This window comes from Nocardia sp. NPDC052254, from assembly GCF_040679495.1.
Classification (GTDB): domain Bacteria; phylum Actinomycetota; class Actinomycetes; order Mycobacteriales; family Mycobacteriaceae; genus Nocardia.
In genome coordinates this window covers 50,658-71,257 of record NZ_JBFAUW010000004.1, presented here as the reverse complement: position 1 = coordinate 71,257, position 20,600 = coordinate 50,658, and the positions used below count along the sequence as shown (strand labels likewise).

The following is a 20,600-nucleotide window of genomic DNA, read 5'->3' as shown; positions in this document are numbered from 1 at the left end:
GCACTGTTCGGGGGAGGACGCATGCCTTCAAAACCCACTACGCGCTGGCAGGTGAGCGGCTACCGCTTCCTGGTCCGGCGGATGGAGCACGCCCTGGTGCGCCGGGACGTGCGGATGCTGCACGATCCCATGCGCTCGCAATCGCGTGCGTACGCCGCCGGACTGGTGTTGGGCATCGTCGCCCTGGCCGGTTGCGGCGTGCTGGCGCTGCTGCGCCCGCAGGGTGCCATCGGGGACAACAAGATCCTGCTCGGCAAGGATTCCGGGGCGGTGTACGCCGTGATCGACGGGGTCGTGCACCCCGCGCTCAACCTGTCCTCGGCACGGCTCGCCGTCGGTGAACCCGCGAAAGCGGTGTCCATCAAGGAATCCGAACTCGCCAAGAAGCCACGCGGTGCGCTGATCGGCATCCCGGGCGCCCCCTCCTCGCTGAATTTCGACGGCAGCGGTAACGGGCGGGCATGGTCGATCTGCGACGGGTTGACCAACGACGGCAGCCAGGATCTGACCACCACCGTGGTCGCCGGAGATCCGGTGCTGGGCAGCAGGGCCGGTAAGCTGGGCGCCGATTCGGCGCTGCTGGTTCAGGGGCGGGACGCGGCTTATCTGGTCTACGACAACAAGCGTGCGCGCGTGAACATGAACGATCCGAAGGTCACCGAGGCGCTCGGCGTCCGTGGCAAGACACCACGGCCGATCAGCCCCGGTCTGCTCAACTCCATCCCGGAAGTGCTGCCGATCGAGCCGCCCAAGATCGTCGATCCTGGTGGCGTACCACCCTATTCGCTGAACAACCATCGCATCGGCGATGTGGTGCACGTGGCCACCAAGGATCAGTTCTACGTGGTGCTGGGCACCGGCTTGCAGCCGATCTCACCGTTGACCGCCGACATCATCCGTTATTCCACCACCTCGACCTCGGACAACCCGGAGATCGACCAGTCCCAGGCCGTGGGCCCGGATGTGTCGAACGAGCTTCCCGTGCAGCAGTATCCGGTGCAGGCGCCGACCATCGTGGATGCGAAGGATCAGCCCGTTGCGTGCATGTCCTGGAAGCCGGTGGCCGGTGCGGGTGACAAGGCCACCGATGGCAGTAAACGCGCGTCGTTGGCGGTGATCACGGGCTATTCGCTGCCGATCCCCGACAGCGCCCAGACCACACCGCTGGCACAGGCCGACGGTTCCGGTCAGAATGTGGACGCCTTCTACTCCACCCCCGGTTCCGGATTCTTCGTGCAGACCACGGGAATCGAGCCGGACAGCCAGCGCCGCGACAGCATGTTCTTCATCGCCGACACCGGTGTGCGCTACGGCATCAAGGATGAGAAGTCGCAGAAGGCGCTGGGGATGGACGCGCAGAAGGCCAAGCCCGAACTCGCTCCGGACCAGATCGTGGGGTTGCTCGCCGCGGGTCCGACGCTCGGCCGTCAAGAGGCGATGGTCGCCCACGACGGCGTGGCCCCGGACCCGGCGCCGGCCAAACAACTCGTGCAGTCCAAGCAGGACCAGGCCGCCCAGCAGCAGTCCCCGAACTAGCGGTCCCGGCTCATGGCCGGGACGGCACTTCGGGCAGCGCACTCGCATCGGTGCCGAAGCGAATTCCCTTGGCTTCCTTGCCGATCAAGGTCAGCAACGCCACGACCAGCAGGACCGGCACGATGGTGACCGCGAGAGCGAACGGGTAGCCGTGGCTCTCGGCCACGCGCTCCTGGATCGGCAGGTTGAGTGAGGCCAGCAGATTGCCGAGCTGGTAGGTGACACCGGGATAGAAGCCACGGATCGAATCCGGTGACAGTTCGGTGAGGTGGGCCGGGATCACGCCCCAGGCGCCCTGCACGAACAGCTGCATGAGGAACGAACCCAGGCACAGCATCGCCGCGGTCGTGGAATAGGCGAACAGTGGGACGATCGGCAGGCCGAGCAGGGCGCAGAAGATGACGGTGTAGCGGCGGCCGTACTTCTGGGACAGGCTGCCGAACACCAGGCCGCCGATGATGGCGCCGATGTTGTACACCACCGCAATCCATTTCGCGGTCGCCGAGGACAATCCGGCGCCGCCGTTGTCGACCGCGGACAGGAAGGTCGGATAGATGTCCTGAGTGCCGTGGCTCATCCAGTTGAACGCGGTCATCAGCAGTACCAGATAGGCGAAGCGTCGGATGACCGCCGGATTCATCAGCACGTCTCGCAGCGATGTCTGAGTGAGCCGCATCTGCTCGCGGCTGCTCTCCCACGCCTCGGATTCGCCCACCCGGGTGCGGATGACCAGGATGATCAACGCCGGAATCACCGACAGTGCGAACAGCCAGCGCCACGACAGTCCCAGCCAGTTCATCGCCAGCAGGGAGGCCAGTGAGGCGAGCAGATATCCGAACGAGTACCCCTCCTGCAGCAGTCCGGAGAAGAAGCCGCGTCGTTCCGGCGGGATCTTCTCCATCGCGAGTGCCGCGCCGAGCCCCCATTCACCGCCCATGCCGATGCCGTACAACAGCCGAAGTATCAGCAGGACAGTGAAATTCGGTGCGAAGGCGCACAGGAACCCGGCGATCGAATAGAAGGCGACGTTGACCATCAGCGGAATGCGCCGCCCGACCCGGTCGGCCCAGATGCCGAACAGCAGCGCGCCCACCGGTCGCATGATCAGGGTCGCGGTGGTGATGAAGGCGACGTCGGACTTCGGCATATCGAAGGTGACGGCGATGTCGGCGTAGACGAAGACGACGAGAAAGAAGTCGAAGGCGTCCATCGTCCAGCCCAGTTGAGCGGCGATGAACGAATTCCGTTGGTCCGGCGTGAGACGTTGTTTGCGGGCTACTGCCATGGTTGTTCCTGCCCCTCGGAGGTATGGCGGCGGAGGGGTCGACCGCCTCCGCTGTCAGAAATACTGGGTCATCCCCACGGTGGGCGTGTCGATCTTGGACGGATTTGCCGTGCGGGACAACGACATATCACCTATAAGGGACGAATCGCCGGACAGAAGCCTGCGCGCGAGCCGCATCACGAAAAGCCGTTACGGGCTTGTGGTTCGGTTGATTTGCGGTAATCTTCGCTGCGGAACGTACATGGTGCGAGCGGGGCGGCCTGTTACGGCCGACTCGTGCGTCGGGGGGAAGTTATGAAGATAAATGTGCCTGTGGTGCAGGATATTTCGACAAACCTGCAGCAGTCGGCAACCGAACTGAATGACAGTGTTCTCGAGTTCTCCCGCACTGTCGACGGCTTCACGGCCGTCGATGCTGGGCACGACTACCACTCGCAGGGGGAGCGTGTCATCAGTGGTCTGGACGGCCTGCGGAAGCGAATGTTCATGTGGGCCAACTGCGTCAACGACACCGGCGCGGTGCTCGGACAGGCCGCGACCATGAACGGCGAAATCGACCTGGGGTCGGCCGCTGCCATCGCGCAGAACAGCGTGAGCGTATGAGGCGCGGGGATTCGCCGAACACGGGGATCGACACACTGCTCGATTCCGGTAAAGACGGCTTGAATTTCTTCAGCACGTTCATACCCCGGTACAAGGCTTGGACCGGGGCGAATCCGGCCGGTGGCGATGAGGTCGCGCTGACGGCACGCTACGACCAGCAACGCGGGATGGATGTGGACCCGCTGCGCACCATCGGCAGCACGATCACTCGGGAGCTCGACGGCAGTATCGGTGACGCCATCCGCATCCAGCAGCTTCGTCTGGGCGAGCTGCCCTCCCAGTGGAACGGTTCGCTCGCCGCGGACAACGCCGCGCAGATGGTGCAGCGGGTGGGCGGTGACGTCGGCAAGGAACATGACAACCTGAGCGGTGTCGCCCAAGCGCTGTCGGCGGCGGCCGAGCAGTTGGAGAACGTGGTACGCACCAAGGCCGACGCGGTTCGCACCGATTTCGCCACGGCCACCACGCTGGCCGGGAAATCTGCCGACCAGATCGACAAGGTCATCACCTATGCGGGCGGTAGTTTCGGCGGCGCGTCCGATGCCGAGGAACAACGCACCAAGGTGCGCGACATCCTTCCGGAGATCGGCGCGGCCGACGAGCCCGCCACCTACGCGAAGAACTGGCTGGACCGGGTATTCGTCCCCGCGCTGGACGGCAAGATCGCGGCGTTCACGGGGTTGACCGATGCCACTCACACCGCGGTCACCGGTGTGTACGACCAGCTGGGCAAAGCATTGGAGAGCCTGGGGGCTTCGCCCTACAAAGGCCCGGACGGACAACCGTCCGCGAGCACCGGGCTGCAGCCAAGTCAGCCGGGGAACACGCAGGCATTGTTCAGTGGCCTGCCACAGGTGACACCCGCCTCGCTGACGACCGACGCGCCGGCGGCAGCGACCGCACCAGCCGAAGCGGACGGAACGGATCCGGCCGCCACGAATCCGACAGCCACCCCGGTGTCGGCGCTGAACGGTGATACGCCGCCCAGTCGAGCCGATCCCGTCGCGGCCGCCGAACCTGCGGCACCGACCGAACCCACGAGCGAGACGCCGGCCGAGCCCACGAGCGAGACGCCGGCCGAGCCCGCCGCGAAACCACCGACTTCCAGCACCGATATGGGCAAGGTGGGTGAATGGCGTCCGGGTGACATCTCCAACGTGTTGACCTCCGCGAGTCAGATCACCGGCAAGGTCCCCGATCTCCTTACCCACCTCGGCGATCCGTTGAAGGCCGTGGGGGAGACGGCCAAGGACTTCGGCGAGGCATTCAAATCGGTGGTCGGCACCGACGGAATCACAGGCTTGGTCAAGGAGGGAGTCGACGCCGCGGAGAAGATCGACAAGCTCGTCGATCATCACACCAATCCCGGTGCCGCGGAGCAGCCGACGAGTGCGCAGCAGCCGGGCGACAACCCGGCTACGCCCGGGGACGGCAGCGCATCCGAAACCCCTCCGGCACAAGACACTTCGCAAGCTCAGAGCGCGCCGACGGAGGGGGCCGGCCACCCCGACGACACGGCCCGGAACAACGCGCCTCAGAACGGCGTTCCGCCCACGAACGACGGAAAGTCGATTCCGGGCACAACCACACCCGCGCCGGCCGCGCAGCCCGTGTCGTCACCCACCGCCGCCGCCACACCGAACGCATCGTCCGCGATGTCGCCCGGTGGGTTCCTCGGTGGAGGACACGGTTCGCCCGCGCGCTCGGAGAACGAGACGGAACACCGGCCGAAGATCCAGTACGTCGCACCGGTCCGTGCGGACGGACCCGACTTCGTCGACGCCGCCGACACCAGCCACATACCCTCGCGCGCAGCGGATTCGGGGCCGGAACTTCCGGAGGCCACACCGCTGCCGGACGCCCCGGATTCGGACGCGGAGGATGCGGAGGATTCCGAGCCGGAGGTGAAGCGGGCATGAACTGGGCCGAGAACATCGAGCGCATCGCCGGTGAACACGCAGACAGCGTCCGTCGAATCCGTTACCGCATAGAGGAAGTGGACGATGAGGCGCGGGAGAACAATGCCGCACTCGGCGTCATCGATTCGGACTCGGAGGACGACGCTGACCCGTCGAGGGAGCACCCGAAACGGCGCCGATAGCCGCTCCGATTTCGATGGTCGATTCGACTACCGCGCCTGGCATTCGAACAGCACCCGGAGAATGTACTCTCCGGGCGCTGTTCGTGCTGGTCAGTTCTTGTTGTTGTTGAATTTGCGTCGTAGCGGGAACGAGATGAGCACGCCGAGTATCACCAGAACGCCCGTGCCGATCGAACCGATCAAAGCGACATTCCGGGCCGTGTTGTCGGGCGCCGGCGCGCTCGCCGGTACCGGGAGTTGGCGAGACTTGACCGGATGCTGGGCTTTCGGCGGCAGTTGCGCCGGAACCTGATCGGTCAGCGCGGCCACCGGATCGATGATCCCGTAGCCGATATTCGGATTCCAGCCCTCCGCCGGTGCGTGGGCGGTGGCCTCTATGCGCTTGATCACCTCGGGGGCACTCAGCTCCGGGAAACGGGATCGCACCAGCGCCGCCAAACCTGCGACATATGGTGAGGCGAAACTTGTTCCGGTGATCGGTTCAGCGCGACCCTGGGCGTCGACTTTGGCGGTCGCCATGCCCTTGCTCTGCGCATCATTGAAATGCGGATCGAGCGAGGTGAGATTTTCGCCCGGTGCGGCAACGCCCAACCATGGGCCCGGAACGGTGAATTTCGACGCCTGGCCGTTCGAATCAACCGAGCCGACGGACAACACGTAATCGTCGTAGCGTGCCGGCGAGACGCTGTAATCGATCTTGCTCCACGGATCTGCTGTCGGATCCAGCGGATCGAACACCGGATTCTTGGCGTTCTTGCAGTCCTTGTCCGTGTTACCGGCGGCCGCGACCACGACGACATCATGTTCGACGGCATAACGAACAGCAGCACCCAGAGCACGATCCTCGAACGGCTCGGATACCGCTTTACAGGCCGTCAAGGACATATTGATGACGGTGGCACGCATGTCCACGGCATGTCGGACCGCCCACGCGAGAGTGTTGGTACTGCCGTAAGCGTCCGGCATCTCGTCAGGCGCTTTCTGGAGGCTCCTGCCTTTCTGCTGAAAGAGCGAAGAGGACTGGCGGATGCTGAGAATGCGTGCGTCGGGAGCGACACCTGCGAACCCTTGCCCGGGGACCTGACTCGCCGCGATGATCCCGGCGACAAAGGTTCCGTGCGCATCACAGTCTTCGGTGCCATCGGTATGTGAGACGTAGTCACCCCCGCCGATCAAGTCGGGCAGCCGAGGATTGGGTGCTACACCGGTATCGATGACCGCGACCAGTTGCCCTGCGCCCCTGGAGAACTGCCACGCCTTGTCGATGCCGAGAGCGCGTTGCGCATCAGGAACCGTCGGCCCGTCGCCACCGGATTGGGTACTGGCGCACGGCGTATTGCTGGCTTGTTCGGTTTCGTTTGGCGGCCCCATCGGCGGCCCGTCGGGCATCAACCCCGGAACGATCGGCGGCGGCCGATCCGCCACCGCGGTCCCCACCCCCACCGACGCGCTCAACCCCACCACCGCGGCCACCGCCGCGACGCGAACGACGCGCTGCCCGAGCATTTTCGGATTCATGCGGGGCTCAGAGGGATCGAACGAGCGTGTAGAGCTCGGCCACCCAGAACACCAGTGGCAGAACTGCCGCCACGAAGGCGTACTCCAGCAGCTCCACCGCGCGCCGCATCGGCGGGGTGGCCTGCTGATTCGGCACGACCGTGCCCAGCACCAGCGCGGCGATCAACATCGCCATGGCCGCGCCGAAGATCGCGAGCGGCTGCTCCACCACGAAGGCCGCGCCGACCGTCAGGATCAGTAGAATCGCCGCGCCACCGACCAGCAGCACGACCGCCAGTTCCGCGCTGACATAGGTACGGCTGCGGAACATCAGCACCACCGCGCAGACCAGCGCGAGTGCGATTCCGGGCCAGAACGGACTGTCGGCGGTGGGATCGGTGGAAGCCAACGCGCCGACCGCGGTGACGAGCGTGGTGGCACCGACCAGCCCGGCCAGATACATCCGCGCGCGTTCGGATTTCGTGCGCAGCACATCCATGGTCGGCAGTGCGCGATGGTCGTCGGGATCGTCCTCGGTCGGATCGATCGGTGTGCCGGGCGAGGGCACCGGCGGTAGCGGCAGCTTCGCGAGCAGCATCGACACCCGCGGCGCCAGCGAGAGCGCACCGAGCGCGAGTGCGGCCGCGACCGCGCCGATCGCCTTGACCGGCTGTGCGGTCAGCAATCCCACCAGTGCCGCCGGTATCGCGAAGACGGAAACCGTTGTGGCACCGATGAACAACGCCAATCCGACACCGCTGACCCGCCAGGCCAGCACCGCGGTGGCGCCGAACAACACCGCGCCGAGCAGCAGATTGGCCCAACCGTAATGGTCGGGCACGATGAGCATCCCGGCGGCGAATGCGCTCGGCAGCGCACAGCCGCCGAGGACCAGGGCGGAAGTGGTGTCGCCGTACATGCGGCTCATCACGGTGCCGGCCACGACCAGCAGAATGGTGACGGCCGCGGCGATCGATCCGGTGATATAGCCCGACATCGCATCCGGCGTGGCCAGCAGGCCGGTGCAACCGGCGAGCATGATCAGCACCGCGGCGATCGATCCGGTGATTCGCGCGACCTGCGGTGACCAGCTACGGAAGTGATCGACATCGGCGATCGCGACGTTGTACATGATGTCGTCGAACAGCGGGCTGGGGGCCACATGGTCGGCGCTCTCCAGCATGAGTAGTTCGCCGTCGCGCACACCCTGTTCACCGAGGCTCAGTGAATTGGAGAACGGTGGCTGGCCGATCCGGGCCAGAACCCATTCGGCGGGCTGGAACTGTTCACCACTGTTGTCGAAATCGTTGGTGCGACTGTGCTGGGCAACCATGTCGACCACACTCGGAATGACCAGGGCGACCGGCACATCCACTGGAATGGCCATGTCGACCTGTGTGTGCTTGGCCAGAATTGTCACCCGCGCCAGATCCGGCGCCCGAACGATTCCCCGGCTCGAATCCTCTTCGATATGGTCCAGTCGCGCGTGCGTCACGCTTCCCCCAACTCCGTCTCTACCTGGTGTTTCAGCATGCGCTCCGGTTTGCGGTGGCGCGGCCGGTCCGTGCAGAATGCTGCCCGAACTGTACGACATGTCGGCCGCTGCCTCTACACTGAGTCCGCAGCAAAGCCGCCGAAGGGGGATCTTCCGACGATGAGCACAGTCAGGTTTCAGCGGCGTGCGCGCCGGGAGGTGCCGCGGTCGCCGGGTGGTGAGGTGACGCTGCAGCCACCGCCGGAGATCCCGCGCGCCATCCCCGGCAGCCTCATCGGCAAGCTGATGCCTGTCGTCATGGTCGTGGGCATGGTCGGCATGATGGCCATCATGTTCACCCGCGGTGGGGGCATCGCCTCCAACCCGATGAGCATGATGTTCCCGATGATGATGGTCTTCTCCATGGTCGGCATGTTCGCCGGTCAGGGTGGTAAGGGCCAGAAGGCCGCCGAGGCCAACGAAGATCGCAAGGACTATCTGCGCTATCTCGACCAGGTCCGCAAGGATGTCGACGAGACCGCATCCCAGCAGCGGCAGGCCGTCGAGTGGAGTCATCCCGAACCCGGCCTGGTCTGGATGCTGGCCGGTACCAGCCGGATGTGGGAGCGCCGCCCCGGCGACAAGGACTTCTGCCACGCCCGCATCGGCCTGGGCGGTCAGCGCCTGGCCACCCGGCTGGTGTCACCGGAGACCGGCCCGGTCGAGGAACTCGAGCCCATCGCCGCCGTCTCGCTGCGGCGTTTCGTGCGCACCCACTCGACGGTGCCGGATCTGCCGACCGCCATCGCGGTCAAGGGTTTCGCAACCATCCAGCTCAACGGCGACCGAGCCCAGGCGCGCGACATGACGCGCGCGATGCTGTTGCAGCTGTGCATGTTCCAGGCCCCGGACCAGGTTCTGGTCGCGGTGGTCCGCGGTACCGACACGGCGCCCGAATGGGAATGGACCAAGTGGCTGCCGCACACCCAGCATCCGGATTCCCAGGACGGTGTGGGCACCCAGCGCATGGTCTACGGGTCGATCCGCGAGCTCACCGAGGGCCTGAACCCGTTGCTGCACAACCGGGTCCGCTACTCGCGTAATCAGCCCGCCAATCAGAATCTGGTGCACATCGTCATCATCGTCGACGGTGGTCTGCTCGAGGCCGAAGAGGACTCGCTGCGGGAATCCGGTTTCGAGGGCGTGACCATCCTCGATCTGTGCGGTTACGCACCGCGCCTTGCGGTTTCGCGCGGTATCCAGATGGTGGTGGAGAACGGCGAGTGTGTCGGCCGCGGCGCCACCGGCAACATGGAGCGTTTCGCCCTCATCGACCGGATCAGCGCCCGCCAGGCCGAACAGGTCGCCCGCCGGATCGCCCCGTTCCGGGTGGCGCCGGTGCAGCGCGGCGGTGAGGTCGTCGTGGAGGAGGCCAACGCCGAGGTCATCAATACCTGGTCGCAGCTCATGGGCCTGGGCGATATCGGTACGTTCAACCCGGAGAACGGGTGGAAGCCGCGCTACGGCCGCGACCGGCTGCGGGTGCCGTTCGGCGTCGGTGCCGACGGTCTGCCCGTCTATCTCGACATCAAGGAGGCCGCCGAGGCCGGTATGGGCCCGCACGGCCTGTGCATCGGCGCCACCGGTTCGGGTAAATCGGAATTCCTTCGCACCCTGGTGCTTTCGCTACTGGCCACGCATTCACCCGATCAGCTGAACCTGGTTCTGGTCGACTTCAAGGGTGGTGCGACCTTCCTCGGTCTGGACGGTGTACCGCACGTCGCGGCGGTCATCACCAACCTCGAGGAGGAGGCCGACCTCGTCGACCGTATGAAGGACGCGCTGGCCGGTGAGATGAACCGCCGCCAGGAAGTGCTGCGGTCGGCCGGCAACTTCGCCAACGTCTCCGAATACGAGAAGGCGCGCGCCGCGGGCGCCGACCTGGACCCGCTGCCCGCACTGTTCGTGGTACTCGACGAGTTCTCCGAATTGCTCAGCCAGCACCCGGATTTCGCGGAACTGTTCGTGATGATCGGTCGCCTGGGCCGCTCGCTGCACGTCCATCTGCTGCTGGCCTCACAGCGTCTGGAGGAGGGCAAGCTCAAGGGGCTGGAATCGCACCTGTCCTACCGCATCGGCCTGAAGACCTTCTCCGCCAACGAATCTCGGCAGGTGCTCGGTGTGCCGGACGCGTACAACCTGCCCAACAGTCCCGGTGGCGGCTATCTGAAGTCGGACTCGGGCGAGATCCAGCGCTTCCAGGCTTCCTATGTATCCGGTCCCTACGTCGGTGGTGGCGCGCAGCGCGAGGTCACCCAGGCGGGCATCGTGGGCGGCGAAATCGATATCAACGTGCGCCGTTTCGTCGCCGAGCACGTCCAGTTCCGCTCCGGCGACCGGATTCCGCTGCCGCCCGAGCCGACCGTGATCGAAGACGCCAAGCCGGACGAGAACGCCGAGAAGATCTCCAACGTCGGCATGCTGGTCTCCCGGATTCAGGGCCATGGCCGGACCGCCCACGAGATCTGGCTGCCGCCGCTGGACGAGGCCCCCACACTCGATCAGCTGCTCCCGCGTTCGATCCTCACCGGTGACTACAGCGCGGTGGCCGGTCTGCGGGCCATGATCGGCATCGTCGACCGGCCCTACGATCAGCGCCGCGATCCGATGATGATCGATCTGTCCGGTGCCCGAGGCAATGTCGCGATCGTGGGTGGTCCGCAGTCGGGTAAGTCCACCGCGCTGCGCGCGCTCATCATGGGTATGGCGCTGACCCACACCGCCGAACAGGTCCAGTTCTACTGCCTCGACTTCGGTGGTGGCACCCTGGCGGGCCTAGAGGGCCTGCCGCATGTCGGTTCGGTCGCCGGCCGCCTGGACGTGGACAAGGTCCGCCGCACCATCTCGGAGACCACGACCATCGTCCGCCAGCGCGAATTGCGTTTCCGCCAGCTGGGTATCGAGTCGATGGCCGATTTCCGGCGCCTGCGTGGCACCGACCCGTCGAGTAGCCCGGCCGCGGCCGGTGCCCACGAGGACCCGTTCGGAGACGTCTTCGTCGTCGTCGACGGATTCGGTTCCATCCGCCAGGATTTCGACACGCTCGAACAACCGATCATGAACCTCGCCAACCAGGGCCTGTCCTACGGCGTCCACGTCATCATCGCGCTGAACGCGTGGCGTGAGGCGCGCCCGGCCCTGAAGGACCAGATCGGCACCCGCATCGAACTCCGCCTCGGCGATCCGATGGATTCCGACCTGGGCCGCAAGGTCGCGGCCCTGGTTCCGCAGGGCCGTCCGGGCCGCGGTATGACACCGGACGCGAAGCACATGCTCACGGCTCTGCCTCGCGTGGACGGGAATTCGAATCCCGAGAACCTGGGCGCTGGTGTGGCGGAGGCGGTGCAGCGGATCGCGGCAGCGACACCGGGGCGGCCGGCGAGGCAGGTCCGCATGTTGCCGGAGGTCCTGACGCGTGACGACCTTCTCCACGGCATCGGTGATTGGACCGCACGTGTGGACCCGAGCAGGCCGAATCTGCAGGTGCCGATCGGTCTGAACGAGTCCGAGCTGGCTCCGGTGTTCCTGAACATGGCCGAGCAGCCGCACTTCCTGGTCTTCGGTGACAGCGAATGCGGCAAGACCAACCTGCTGCGTGCTGTCATCCGCGGGATCATGGAATCGAACTCGACGGCGCAAGCCAAAATTGTCATCGGCGACTACCGCCGGACGCTGCTGGGCGTCGTCGAGACCAATCACCTTGCGGGCTACGCACCCTCATCCGAGGTGCTCGAGAAAATGATGGCCGAGCTCGCGGGTCTGTTCCGGCAGCGGATGCCGGGACCGGACGTGACTCAGCAGCAGTTGCGAGATCGCTCGTGGTGGTCCGGCCCTGAGATCTACATCGTCATCGACGACTACGACCTGGTCTCGACCTCCAGCGGAAATCCGGTCGCATGCCTGGCCGAGTTCCTCGCGCACGCAAAGGACATCGGCTTCCATCTGATCATCGCCCGGCGATCGGGCGGGGCATCCCGGGCACTGTACGAGCCGCTGGTGTCGAGAATGAAGGACGTGGGATCCACCGCTCTCATCATGAGCGGAAACCGCGAAGAAGGAGTCTTGCTGGCCGGCGTGCGACCGAGTGAAATGCTTCCGGGGCGTGGCACATTGGTGACGCGTGCTGGTACCGGTCTCATCCAGACAGCGTGGAGCCCGGAGTGATTGTGGACAACCAGGCCGATAGATGGCACGCTAGGTGCCAATTGGACACTCTCGGTGGGTGGTAGCCGACCGATGTCGAAGGGGGGTGGCGAGCCGTCGATCATGACATATGACCGTATGAGTAGCCAATCGATCGAGCTATTCGGGACACTGGGTTGGAACCGGCCACGTCTGAGCTGCGTCTAACTCTATGTAGGGCCTACCAGTGCCGTCATCAGCTGGCGACGGCGAATAAAAACCAGAGGAGCGTATTGTGGCGCAGTCATTCAATCTCGATGGTGGAGAACTCGACAGGTTCATCCAGCGGATGAACGATCTCCACACGACAATTGACAACCACGTCAAGGATGCAAAAGGGCACGCCTACGATTTGTCCCACCATTTGCAGGGTGGAGCCGGAGACGCACTTCAGAGGACGTTCGAGTCATTCCTGACCGCGGCCCAGCGGATGAATGACACTCTCCTCCAGAATGCAGACAATCTGCAAGATGTGAACAAGAAGTACGGTCACGTGGAAATGGACCAGTTGCACCACCTCAAAGAAGTGGATTCCATGCTGGATCTGAGGCCGTAGGTTCCGCGAGACACATTCGGCGTACATCACACTTACACGAGGGGAAATAATGTCTGACTTTGGTGCACTCTCATACAACTTCGGTGGTATCAATGATGGCGGTAGCCAGCTTCACACCGTCGCGAAGAACATCACTTCTGAACTTGAGGACATGGAGCGTCAGTTCCAGCAGTTCATGACCGACAACTTCGGTGGTGCGGGTGCTGAGGCATTCCATCAGGTCCAGGCCAACTGGAGCCAGCAGTCCAACGAGATGTCGGCCGCGCTTGCGCAACTCGGTGTTCGGACTATGGATGCCGGCGAGGCAATGCAGGGCGCGGATGTTCTGGCCGCAAAGATCATCGGCGGCTGAAAATAGTCTCCTGAATCTTCTCCGGGTCGGTGACATTCCGTACAGAGTGTCACCGACCCTTTTGTTACATCCACTCGCTGTTGGCGAGCAGCGCATATTCAGCAGCTGCGCGCTGTTGTGCGTCAGCAAGCTGGCGTCCCCAGACAACTGCCACGTATTGGTGATACATCACCGCGCATGAAAATTGCCTGTAGGTGCCATCATCCGGAAGTTGTGCACATTTCGAATCGGGCACGCCTTTCGGTTGCGTCGTTGCGTCTGGTGATTCCAGCAATTGCTGCCATGCAGTCCGGGCCGCAGTGCTGTCGGCGGCTTGATAAAGTATCGCACCACCCGTGACATTCCTGGTTACCTCTTTGCCGATGAGCGCTTGGGTATTACCGGTTCTGTCGTAATTGGTGGTAATAGTCAAGTAGGCATCGGATACTGTATAGCTCTCGATATGAAGGGCATCGAACATCTTCTTGGCCGCTGCACGATCCTTTTGGAAATGCAAGAAGCCTTGCTTCTCGTAGGTCCCCAGGCTCTCATTGGAGGGAATGTAGTGCTTTGCGGGGGTGATGATCCGCCGATTCGTACTGTTGTTCGGCTCGAGTTTGAGTACTTCCTCGGCTGAGAGGGGAACGAGGTTGTCCAGCATGGGAATCTGCTTGTCGAAAGCCTTTTCTGTGATAGCCGAAAGTTCCGGCAATCTCCCTTCTGGGATTTTGGCAAAAATGGTCACAACGTAATTACCGTGAGCAATGAATGATCCCAGTGTGGGAGTGCCGGGCTGCCAATGAGAACGGGCGTCGGGATACTTTCCCAGAGTCACGGACTGATTCTTGTCTGGGGCCACATCGAAGTCTGCCTGCTCCATCTCGACTGCGGCGCGAGCTGCTTTCTCGGGGGATGGAAATTGAAATACGGACAGATTGGTCAAGATCGCCGACGACAAGGATTGCCCGGTCCTGTCCGGTTCGTGGTCACTACTCCCCGATGCGAAGCCGAATAAGACGCCATTTTGAAGGATGGCGCGTGCGCTGGCCTCCGAAAGTACTTGCTTGAATTTGGATATGTTTCCGTTCAGATCGCTGCTGCTGGCAGCCATCGATTCGGCACTGGTGCCGAATGTCAGCCTTCGATCGAAATCCAGCCCGGTCGCCATGTGGTTCGACAATCGCATCGTAGCCAGCTCGGATCCACTTTCGACCGAGTGACTGTACTGGGTGTAGGTATCGATGGGCTCAGCGGAGAATGGTCCGACGTCGAGATGGCGTACATCGATTTCACCTGCGATCGGCAGCCCTGCAGTGCGGTTTCCGCAGCTTGCCACCGTGGTTAGAGCGACCAGTGCAAGGAACAGTCGCAGCGCTCTTTTACTCATGGCTCGAGCTCTGTTCTGAAATGGTGTGCCGGTCACAGAGAACTCTCCAGGATTGCGTATTGCGCCGAGGTTCTCTGGTAGATGTCGATGAGTTGATTCGAGGAGATCTCTGCGACGTAGTTATTGTATCGAACGCTACAGTTGAATCGGAAATTTCCATATCCGTCACCGCGGTACTCATGACATCGAGCCATCGGGAGATTCTTGGGAGGTTGAATCAGCCGATATAGCTTTCCCGGTGCAGAATGAGCTTCGAAGATCTTTTGAGCGGATGCCGAGTTCTTTGCTCGATACAGCCTTCCGCCGTTACTGCTCATCCACTCCATTCCGGTGTCGGCGAACAGTTTCGCGTCACCAGCGGGATCAGCCGAAAGGTGCAGAGCGGTATGCTGATCGTAAAATCCGGGCGCCTCATCCGCATTGTCGGACGGTGATCGGCGCAAGGTGCGTCCGAGCATGTCGTCGTGATCGACAGGGGCAGCTGCGAGCCGGTCGGGAGGAGTTGCTTCGAACTTTTTCATTGCCTCGGATATCGTGGACATACTCTTGGCGGTAAGATCGATCAGCTCGCCTCGATAGTCGTCGACAAGATTCTTTTCTTGAAGCTTCCTTTTAGCGCCATCGGAAACGCTCAGATTGATGACGAATCTACCTGTTGCCTTGAAAGACTCCAGGGTTCCCTCTCCGCTGACCCACCATGCAAATACATCGGGATTCCCGTCGATGGCGACGGGCTGGAAATGATATTCAGGCGGTTTGAACGCGTTATTTCCAATTTCGCGATCGTACAGTGCTTTCGCTGCATTTCGTGCCGAAACATCGTCCGAAAACAACATGACCGAATATGACATGGACTTCGCTATCAGGAGATCTGTGTCATCCCTGGCCCATGTGTAGAACCCTGCAGTGAATCCTTTTGCATCTTCTTCGAGGTTTTTGTTCGATATGGCATTGATCTGGGAATCGATCCAAGCGTAGACGGAGTCGTCGGCGGCACCTTGCTGGTATTTGAATCGCGGATCGATCTCCATTGCCAAGGGAACGACACTCCCCAGTCTCTGACCCTCCATAATTCTGGCCCGCGTGGGATTCGGGCTCCCGACCTTTCCAGGCGAGGTAGTGAAGCCGCCGACATCGAGGTCGCTCACGTTGATGTGAGGAGAGGGGTCGACTGATTCGCTATTTCCCGAATCACAGGCGGTGCTCGATGCGGCAACGGCCATCAGCATCATCGCTACGAAAATATTTGCTTTTCTCAATGACCCTCCCCCTTTTGCGTATTTACCTCGGACGTTGATCCGAGATCGGCCGTGGTTCGCTACCGCACGCGGTCGTGCAGCAGCGGCACGAGTTTGTCGAGCATCGTCTGTTGCGAATTCGCTGACCAGTTCCTCATACCAGACACCGATGCTGGATCGTCGAGTGGAATTACTGTTGCGCGTGAACCGCTCAGTTTGTACGGGAGACCCAATAGGCCGCCGCCACCGGCACTCTTGTCACTGCGGACGGCGAGGATGAAACTGTCGTCCGCCACGTCGAAGGCGTTGTAATCATCACTGGCGATGGTACGTGGCGAAGGTTCATCGCCTTTCTTCGCATATTTCAGGTTGTAGACGAAGCCGAGGTCCTCGAGGAACTTCGTTTGAGGCGTGCCGCCGAGGTAGATCGCCAGACCGTCGTCGGTGACGTCGACAATGGTGATGGTCTTGCCTGCGAATGACGGATTCGCTTCTCGCGCTTGCTGCACCGAGGTATAGGAGGCCGGTGCCGCGGTGCTGGAGGCTGCCGCGGTGGTTGTCGTCGGATGGCTGGGATCCGAACCGCCCTGGGTCGCCCAGATTCCGATACCCACCGCCAGCGCGATAGCGACGACCACACCGACGCCGCCGAGCACGATCGGCTTGCGGCTCTTGGGATTCGATTCCAGCAGCTGGGACAGGTCCGCGTCGGAGCGGCGGCCGATTTGGGTCTGGATACCGGACTGGGTCTGGTGGATGGCCTGGTTGCGCGGATCGGTGGGCGGGCGTGGGTCGAACGTCTGGATGGGGTAGGTCGGTGAGGTGGTGGTGCGGATCGGTGCGTGGCCGGGGGTGAGGGCGTTCGCGGCGGCGTCGGTGAGCTCGCGGCAGCTGGCGAACCGATCGGCGGGGTTCTTGGCCAGGGCGCGCGCGAAGACATGGTCGAGCGCGGGAGGCAGACCGGGATTGATCGAGGTCGCGCGCGGCGGAGGCTCGTAGAGATGCCCCATCATGACCATCGCGGGTTGCGTTGCGGGATAAGGGTTCTGGCCCGTGATCAGCTTGTAGAACGAGCAGCCCAGGCTGTAGATGTCGGCGCGGCTGTCGACGGCCATCCCCTGGAGCTGTTCCGGGGGTGCGTAGGCGATGGTGGCCACGAAGCTGCCGGTCTGGGTGAGTTCGGTGGCGTCGTCGGTGGATTTCGCGACACCGAAGTCGGTGAGCAGGACGCGTTCCTCGTCGTCCGCGTCCTCCTTGTTCGACAACAGGAAGTTGGCGGGCTTGACGTCGCGGTGCAGCAGGCCGCGCCGATGGGCGTAGTCCAGGCCCTTGCCGACCTCGGTGATGATGCGCAGTGCGCGCAGCGGTGTCATCGCATGACGGTCGCGGGCCAGCTCCGCCGAGGCATCGGTGCCGTCGACATACTGCATGGCGATCCACAACTGGCCGTGTTCTTCACCGCGGTTGTACACCGAGACGATATTCGGATGATCCAGGCCGGCGGCCAGATTGGCCTCGCGTTCGAAGCGGCCCCGGAATTCGGCATTGGACGACAGTTCACCGCTGAGTACCTTGATGGCGTCCATACGCGGAAGGCTGGGATGTTTGCCCAGGTAGACCGTGCCCATGCCACCCGCGCCGAGCTGGCGAACGATCCGATACCCGCCGACGATGGTGCCGGGACTCATCACCATCAGTAACAAACTCCTGGTCGTTCGGTGGACCGCATATCGTCGCGGAGCTTACTGGACTGCGAGGTAGCGGGTCGAGTCACGGCTGCCACTGGCTGTTGGCGAACAACGCGTACTGAGCGGCCGCGCGCTGGTGCGCGTCGGCCAGTTGAGCGGCGGTGACATAGCCGATGTAGTTGCGATAGGCGACCATGCAGATGTACCGCTTGGGATCACCCATTTTGCTGCTCTTACTGGTGTTTTCCACACAGGCCGAGTCGGGGATCTTGGGAACGGAGTCGACCGTTGGTCCGCCGCCCTGGAATGTGATGCGTTCGGTGACGGCTTTTTTCGCGCTCGCGGCATCGGCGGTGCGGACAACGAGCGCATCGCTGGTCTTGGCGAATGCTTCGCCCTTCACCGCCTCGACATTCCGCGCGGCGAGCTTACGGTCGGCCATGTAGTGCGTGATGGCGTGTGGGCCGAAGATTCCGTTGTCGTCACCGTATTCCGGGCGACCGCTTCCGACCGTGTTCAGTGCGCGGCTGAGCAGATAGTCCGGATCCCACGGGAGCGTCACCGTTTCCTCGTCCGTGACCGGCTTCAGCTTGTCCAGCAGCGGGAATTCGGTGTCCAGGGCCCGCTCGGTGAGAGTGCTGAGCGCGCCGACATCCGGGCTCGGGGTCAGCGCCAGGACCGAGACGACATAGGGTCCGTGCGCGAGGTACGACCGGATCGACGGGGTACCCGGCTGCCAATGTGCGTGGGCATCAGGGTATTTCGTGATCTTGACCTGTTGATTCCGGTCCTTGTAGGCATCGAAGTCGGTGTTGTAGAAGTCGGTGGCGGCGCGGGCGGCCGTGCCCGGATCGTTGAACTGCATCACCGACAGGGACAGAATCGTCGCATTGGGTTCGTCCGGCTTCGGCCAGCCGCTGTAACCCCAGTCAGCGTCCTTGTCGCTGCCGGTGGTGGTGAATCCGTACACCATGGCGTTGCGCTTCGCGGCCTCCGGCATCGGGCCGTCGGAACCGATGGATTCGGGCAGGAGTCCAGCGCTGAACGCATACGAATCACCACGCATGGTGAGATTCGGATCGACCTGGTCGGCGGTGACGACGTAGTCGGCCATCCGCATCGCCGCCGCCTGCGGTGCGCTGCTGAAACCCGGCCGGTAGTCGACATGGATATCGAGCGGTTCGACCTTGTACGGACCGACATCGAGAGTGCGGACGTCGATCTCCGACGGACCGGCCCAGCCACCGACGGTCGAACCGCAACCGGTCGCGGTGGCCAGTGCGCAGACGGACAGGACGGCGCCGGCGATGCGGACGAGGCGTGTGGTCATTTGCTGTCCGCCTTCACCAGAATGGCGTACTGGGCCGAAATGCGTTGTTGCGCATCGAGCAATTGCTCACCGGCGGCGAACGCGGCGTAACGGCCGTGGTAGACCGAGCAGTAGAAGCGGGTCGCCAATGTCTCCCGGCCGTTGTACTCACGGCATTTCGCGACCGGCAGGTTCTTCGGAGCGGCGGCGCGCTTCATATGTTTTGCGGGATCGCCGAGTTCGTCCCGAACCTTCTGCGCGGCAGCCGTGTCCCGGGCCCGGTAGACCTCGTTGCCGTAGTCACCGAATCGGTCCACCCCGTTGGCCTCGTACCAGCGGCGCGTATCCGCGGGGTCCGAGGCGAAGGCGACACCGGTGTAACCGATGTACGCGCCGGGCGGATTCAACCACTCACCCTTGGCATTTGTCGGCCGGACCATGGTGCGGCCGAGCATGCCGTCGATATCCATCGGCTGATCCATCAGCTTGTCCGGTGGAGTCGGATGGAAGGCCGACAGCGAGGGCACCACCTTGTCGAGGCTGGTCGTGGCGCGATTGACCAGATCGGCCAGGTCGGTTTTGTGGAACCAGTTCTTGGCCTGGTCGTATACCGCGCTGAAGACGACCAGCCTGCCCAGCGGAAGCCAGACATTGATGGCCTGCTTGCCCTGTACCCAGTGGGCGCGTGCCTGTGGGAACTTGGGGATCGCCACGGCCTGGCTCTGCGGATCGCGACCGAAATCCCGCCGTTCCAGCGCGGCGGCGACCTCCGTGGCGCGCTGTTCGGTGGGGAAGATCATCGCCGTGTTGACCAGTTCGATGCCCAGATCATCGGAGTCGTTACGGCCGTAGACGCCGAAACCGCTGATCAGATCGGGTGCATCCTCGGTGAAGTTGCTGAGGTCGGTGAAATTCTTCATCACCGATGACTTGGCATCGATGAAGACCAGCGAGTCGAACAAGCCGTTGTACTTGAAAGCCGGATCGATATCGATGACGAGCGGCATCGCGTTGCCCAGGCGCTCGGCCTCCATGAGCGCTGCCTGACCCGCGTTCTTCGGTTTACCCATGTCCCGGGGATTGGCATCGTAGGGACCGACGTCCAAGGTCGAGATGTCGATGGTGGGCTCGGCGACCGGTGCCGGATTCGGATCGGAGCCGCATCCCGCCGCGGTCAGCGCGACAGTGGCGACGGCAGACGCCAGCAAACGCACGGATCCTCGCATTGTTCCCCTCCCGCAGGCTCGGCGCCGTCAGGACGATACTGCCCGCCCCGTCGACGCTGCGAAGAAGATAGCACCCACCTCTGACCGGTGGCGCCCGACCGGTGACGGCTTCGGGACGGGTGAATCA

Annotated in this window: 14 protein-coding genes; 6 read left to right on the top strand and 8 right to left on the bottom strand. The window is 63.3% G+C overall.

From position 1 onward, the window contains the following. The first annotated feature begins 21 nt into the window (after positions 1-21). Positions 22-1,536, top strand: coding sequence for a type VII secretion protein EccB (eccB, locus tag AB0L57_RS12560; RefSeq protein WP_364960746.1), 1,515 nt, complete (start codon positions 22-24; stop codon positions 1,534-1,536). A 10-nt stretch (positions 1,537-1,546) separates the two neighbouring features. Here the strand turns inward: eccB and AB0L57_RS12555 are convergent, their stop codons facing one another. Further along, the gene (locus AB0L57_RS12555; RefSeq protein WP_364960744.1) at positions 1,547-2,821 is read right to left on the bottom strand and encodes an MFS transporter; all 1,275 of its coding nucleotides are present in this window, start codon (positions 2,819-2,821) and stop codon (positions 1,547-1,549) included. Between the two features lie 306 nt (positions 2,822-3,127). Between AB0L57_RS12555 and AB0L57_RS12550 the strand changes: the two genes are divergently transcribed. Together AB0L57_RS12550 and AB0L57_RS12545 are read left to right on the top strand one after the other, a co-directional pair. Continuing rightward, a complete protein-coding gene (locus tag AB0L57_RS12550; RefSeq protein ID WP_364960742.1) occupies positions 3,128-3,424 on the top strand; it encodes a hypothetical protein in 297 nt (98 codons plus the stop codon). Next, complete coding sequence (locus AB0L57_RS12545) at positions 3,421-5,343, top strand: hypothetical protein (RefSeq protein WP_364960740.1); 1,923 nt, start codon at positions 3,421-3,423, stop codon at positions 5,341-5,343. The genes AB0L57_RS12550 and AB0L57_RS12545 overlap by 4 nt, the downstream gene beginning before the upstream one ends. A 272-nt stretch (positions 5,344-5,615) precedes the next feature. Here the strand turns inward: AB0L57_RS12545 and mycP are convergent, their stop codons facing one another. Together mycP and eccD are read right to left on the bottom strand one after the other, a co-directional pair. Then, complete coding sequence (mycP, locus tag AB0L57_RS12540) at positions 5,616-7,043, bottom strand: type VII secretion-associated serine protease mycosin (RefSeq protein ID WP_364960738.1); 1,428 nt, start codon at positions 7,041-7,043, stop codon at positions 5,616-5,618. 7 nt (positions 7,044-7,050) lie between these two features. Next, a complete protein-coding gene (gene eccD, locus AB0L57_RS12535) occupies positions 7,051-8,517 on the bottom strand; it encodes a type VII secretion integral membrane protein EccD (protein ID WP_364960736.1) in 1,467 nt (488 codons plus the stop codon). A 159-nt stretch (positions 8,518-8,676) separates the two neighbouring features. Between eccD and eccCa the strand changes: the two genes are divergently transcribed. The 3 genes from eccCa (at position 8,677) to AB0L57_RS12520 (ending at position 13,646) form a co-directional block, all read left to right on the top strand. Further along, the gene (eccCa, locus tag AB0L57_RS12530; RefSeq protein WP_364960734.1) at positions 8,677-12,720 is read left to right on the top strand and encodes a type VII secretion protein EccCa; all 4,044 of its coding nucleotides are present in this window, start codon (positions 8,677-8,679) and stop codon (positions 12,718-12,720) included. Positions 12,721-12,973: 253 nt separating this feature from the next. Then, positions 12,974-13,294 (top strand): WXG100 family type VII secretion target, encoded by a 321-nt coding sequence (locus AB0L57_RS12525; protein WP_364960732.1) that lies wholly within the window; start codon positions 12,974-12,976, stop codon positions 13,292-13,294. 49 nt (positions 13,295-13,343) lie between these two features. Beyond that, positions 13,344-13,646, top strand: coding sequence for a WXG100 family type VII secretion target (locus tag AB0L57_RS12520; RefSeq protein WP_364960730.1), 303 nt, complete (start codon positions 13,344-13,346; stop codon positions 13,644-13,646). A 64-nt stretch (positions 13,647-13,710) separates the two neighbouring features. Here AB0L57_RS12520 and AB0L57_RS12515 read toward each other — a convergent pair whose 3' ends face one another. The 5 genes from AB0L57_RS12515 to AB0L57_RS12495 all read right to left on the bottom strand — a co-directional run bounded on the left by AB0L57_RS12515 (position 13,711) and on the right by AB0L57_RS12495 (position 20,461). Next, complete coding sequence (locus AB0L57_RS12515; protein ID WP_364960728.1) at positions 13,711-15,048, bottom strand: hypothetical protein; 1,338 nt, start codon at positions 15,046-15,048, stop codon at positions 13,711-13,713. Beyond that, positions 15,045-16,244 carry a hypothetical protein gene (locus AB0L57_RS12510; RefSeq protein WP_364960726.1) on the bottom strand — a complete coding sequence of 400 codons (1,200 nt, stop codon included), beginning with the start codon at positions 16,242-16,244 and terminating at the stop codon, positions 15,045-15,047. The genes AB0L57_RS12515 and AB0L57_RS12510 overlap by 4 nt, the downstream gene beginning before the upstream one ends. Positions 16,245-16,330: 86 nt before the next feature. Next, complete coding sequence (locus AB0L57_RS12505; protein WP_364960724.1) at positions 16,331-17,944, bottom strand: serine/threonine-protein kinase; 1,614 nt, start codon at positions 17,942-17,944, stop codon at positions 16,331-16,333. A gap of 76 nt (positions 17,945-18,020) precedes the next feature. Beyond that, complete coding sequence (locus AB0L57_RS12500) at positions 18,021-19,268, bottom strand: hypothetical protein (protein WP_364960723.1); 1,248 nt, start codon at positions 19,266-19,268, stop codon at positions 18,021-18,023. Next, complete coding sequence (locus AB0L57_RS12495) at positions 19,265-20,461, bottom strand: hypothetical protein (RefSeq protein WP_364960721.1); 1,197 nt, start codon at positions 20,459-20,461, stop codon at positions 19,265-19,267. Before AB0L57_RS12495 ends, AB0L57_RS12500 begins: the two co-directional genes overlap by 4 nt. Between the last annotated feature and the right edge of the window lie 139 nt (positions 20,462-20,600).

What these genes read in the sequence shown, in the direction of transcription:
- AB0L57_RS12555 (WP_364960744.1), bottom strand. Translation starts at nt 2,821, where the DNA reads ATGGCAGTAGCCCGCAAACAACGTCTCACGCCGGACCAACGGAATTCG.
- AB0L57_RS12505 (WP_364960724.1), bottom strand. Translation starts at nt 17,944, where the DNA reads ATGGTGATGAGTCCCGGCACCATCGTCGGCGGGTATCGGATCGTTCGC.
- eccCa (WP_364960734.1), top strand. Translation starts at nt 8,677, where the DNA reads ATGAGCACAGTCAGGTTTCAGCGGCGTGCGCGCCGGGAGGTGCCGCGG.
- mycP (WP_364960738.1), bottom strand. Translation starts at nt 7,043, where the DNA reads ATGAATCCGAAAATGCTCGGGCAGCGCGTCGTTCGCGTCGCGGCGGTG.
- AB0L57_RS12510 (WP_364960726.1), bottom strand. Translation starts at nt 16,244, where the DNA reads ATGATGCTGATGGCCGTTGCCGCATCGAGCACCGCCTGTGATTCGGGA.
- AB0L57_RS12545 (WP_364960740.1), top strand. Translation starts at nt 3,421, where the DNA reads ATGAGGCGCGGGGATTCGCCGAACACGGGGATCGACACACTGCTCGAT.
- AB0L57_RS12520 (WP_364960730.1), top strand. Translation starts at nt 13,344, where the DNA reads ATGTCTGACTTTGGTGCACTCTCATACAACTTCGGTGGTATCAATGAT.
- eccB (WP_364960746.1), top strand. Translation starts at nt 22, where the DNA reads ATGCCTTCAAAACCCACTACGCGCTGGCAGGTGAGCGGCTACCGCTTC.
- AB0L57_RS12500 (WP_364960723.1), bottom strand. Translation starts at nt 19,268, where the DNA reads ATGACCACACGCCTCGTCCGCATCGCCGGCGCCGTCCTGTCCGTCTGC.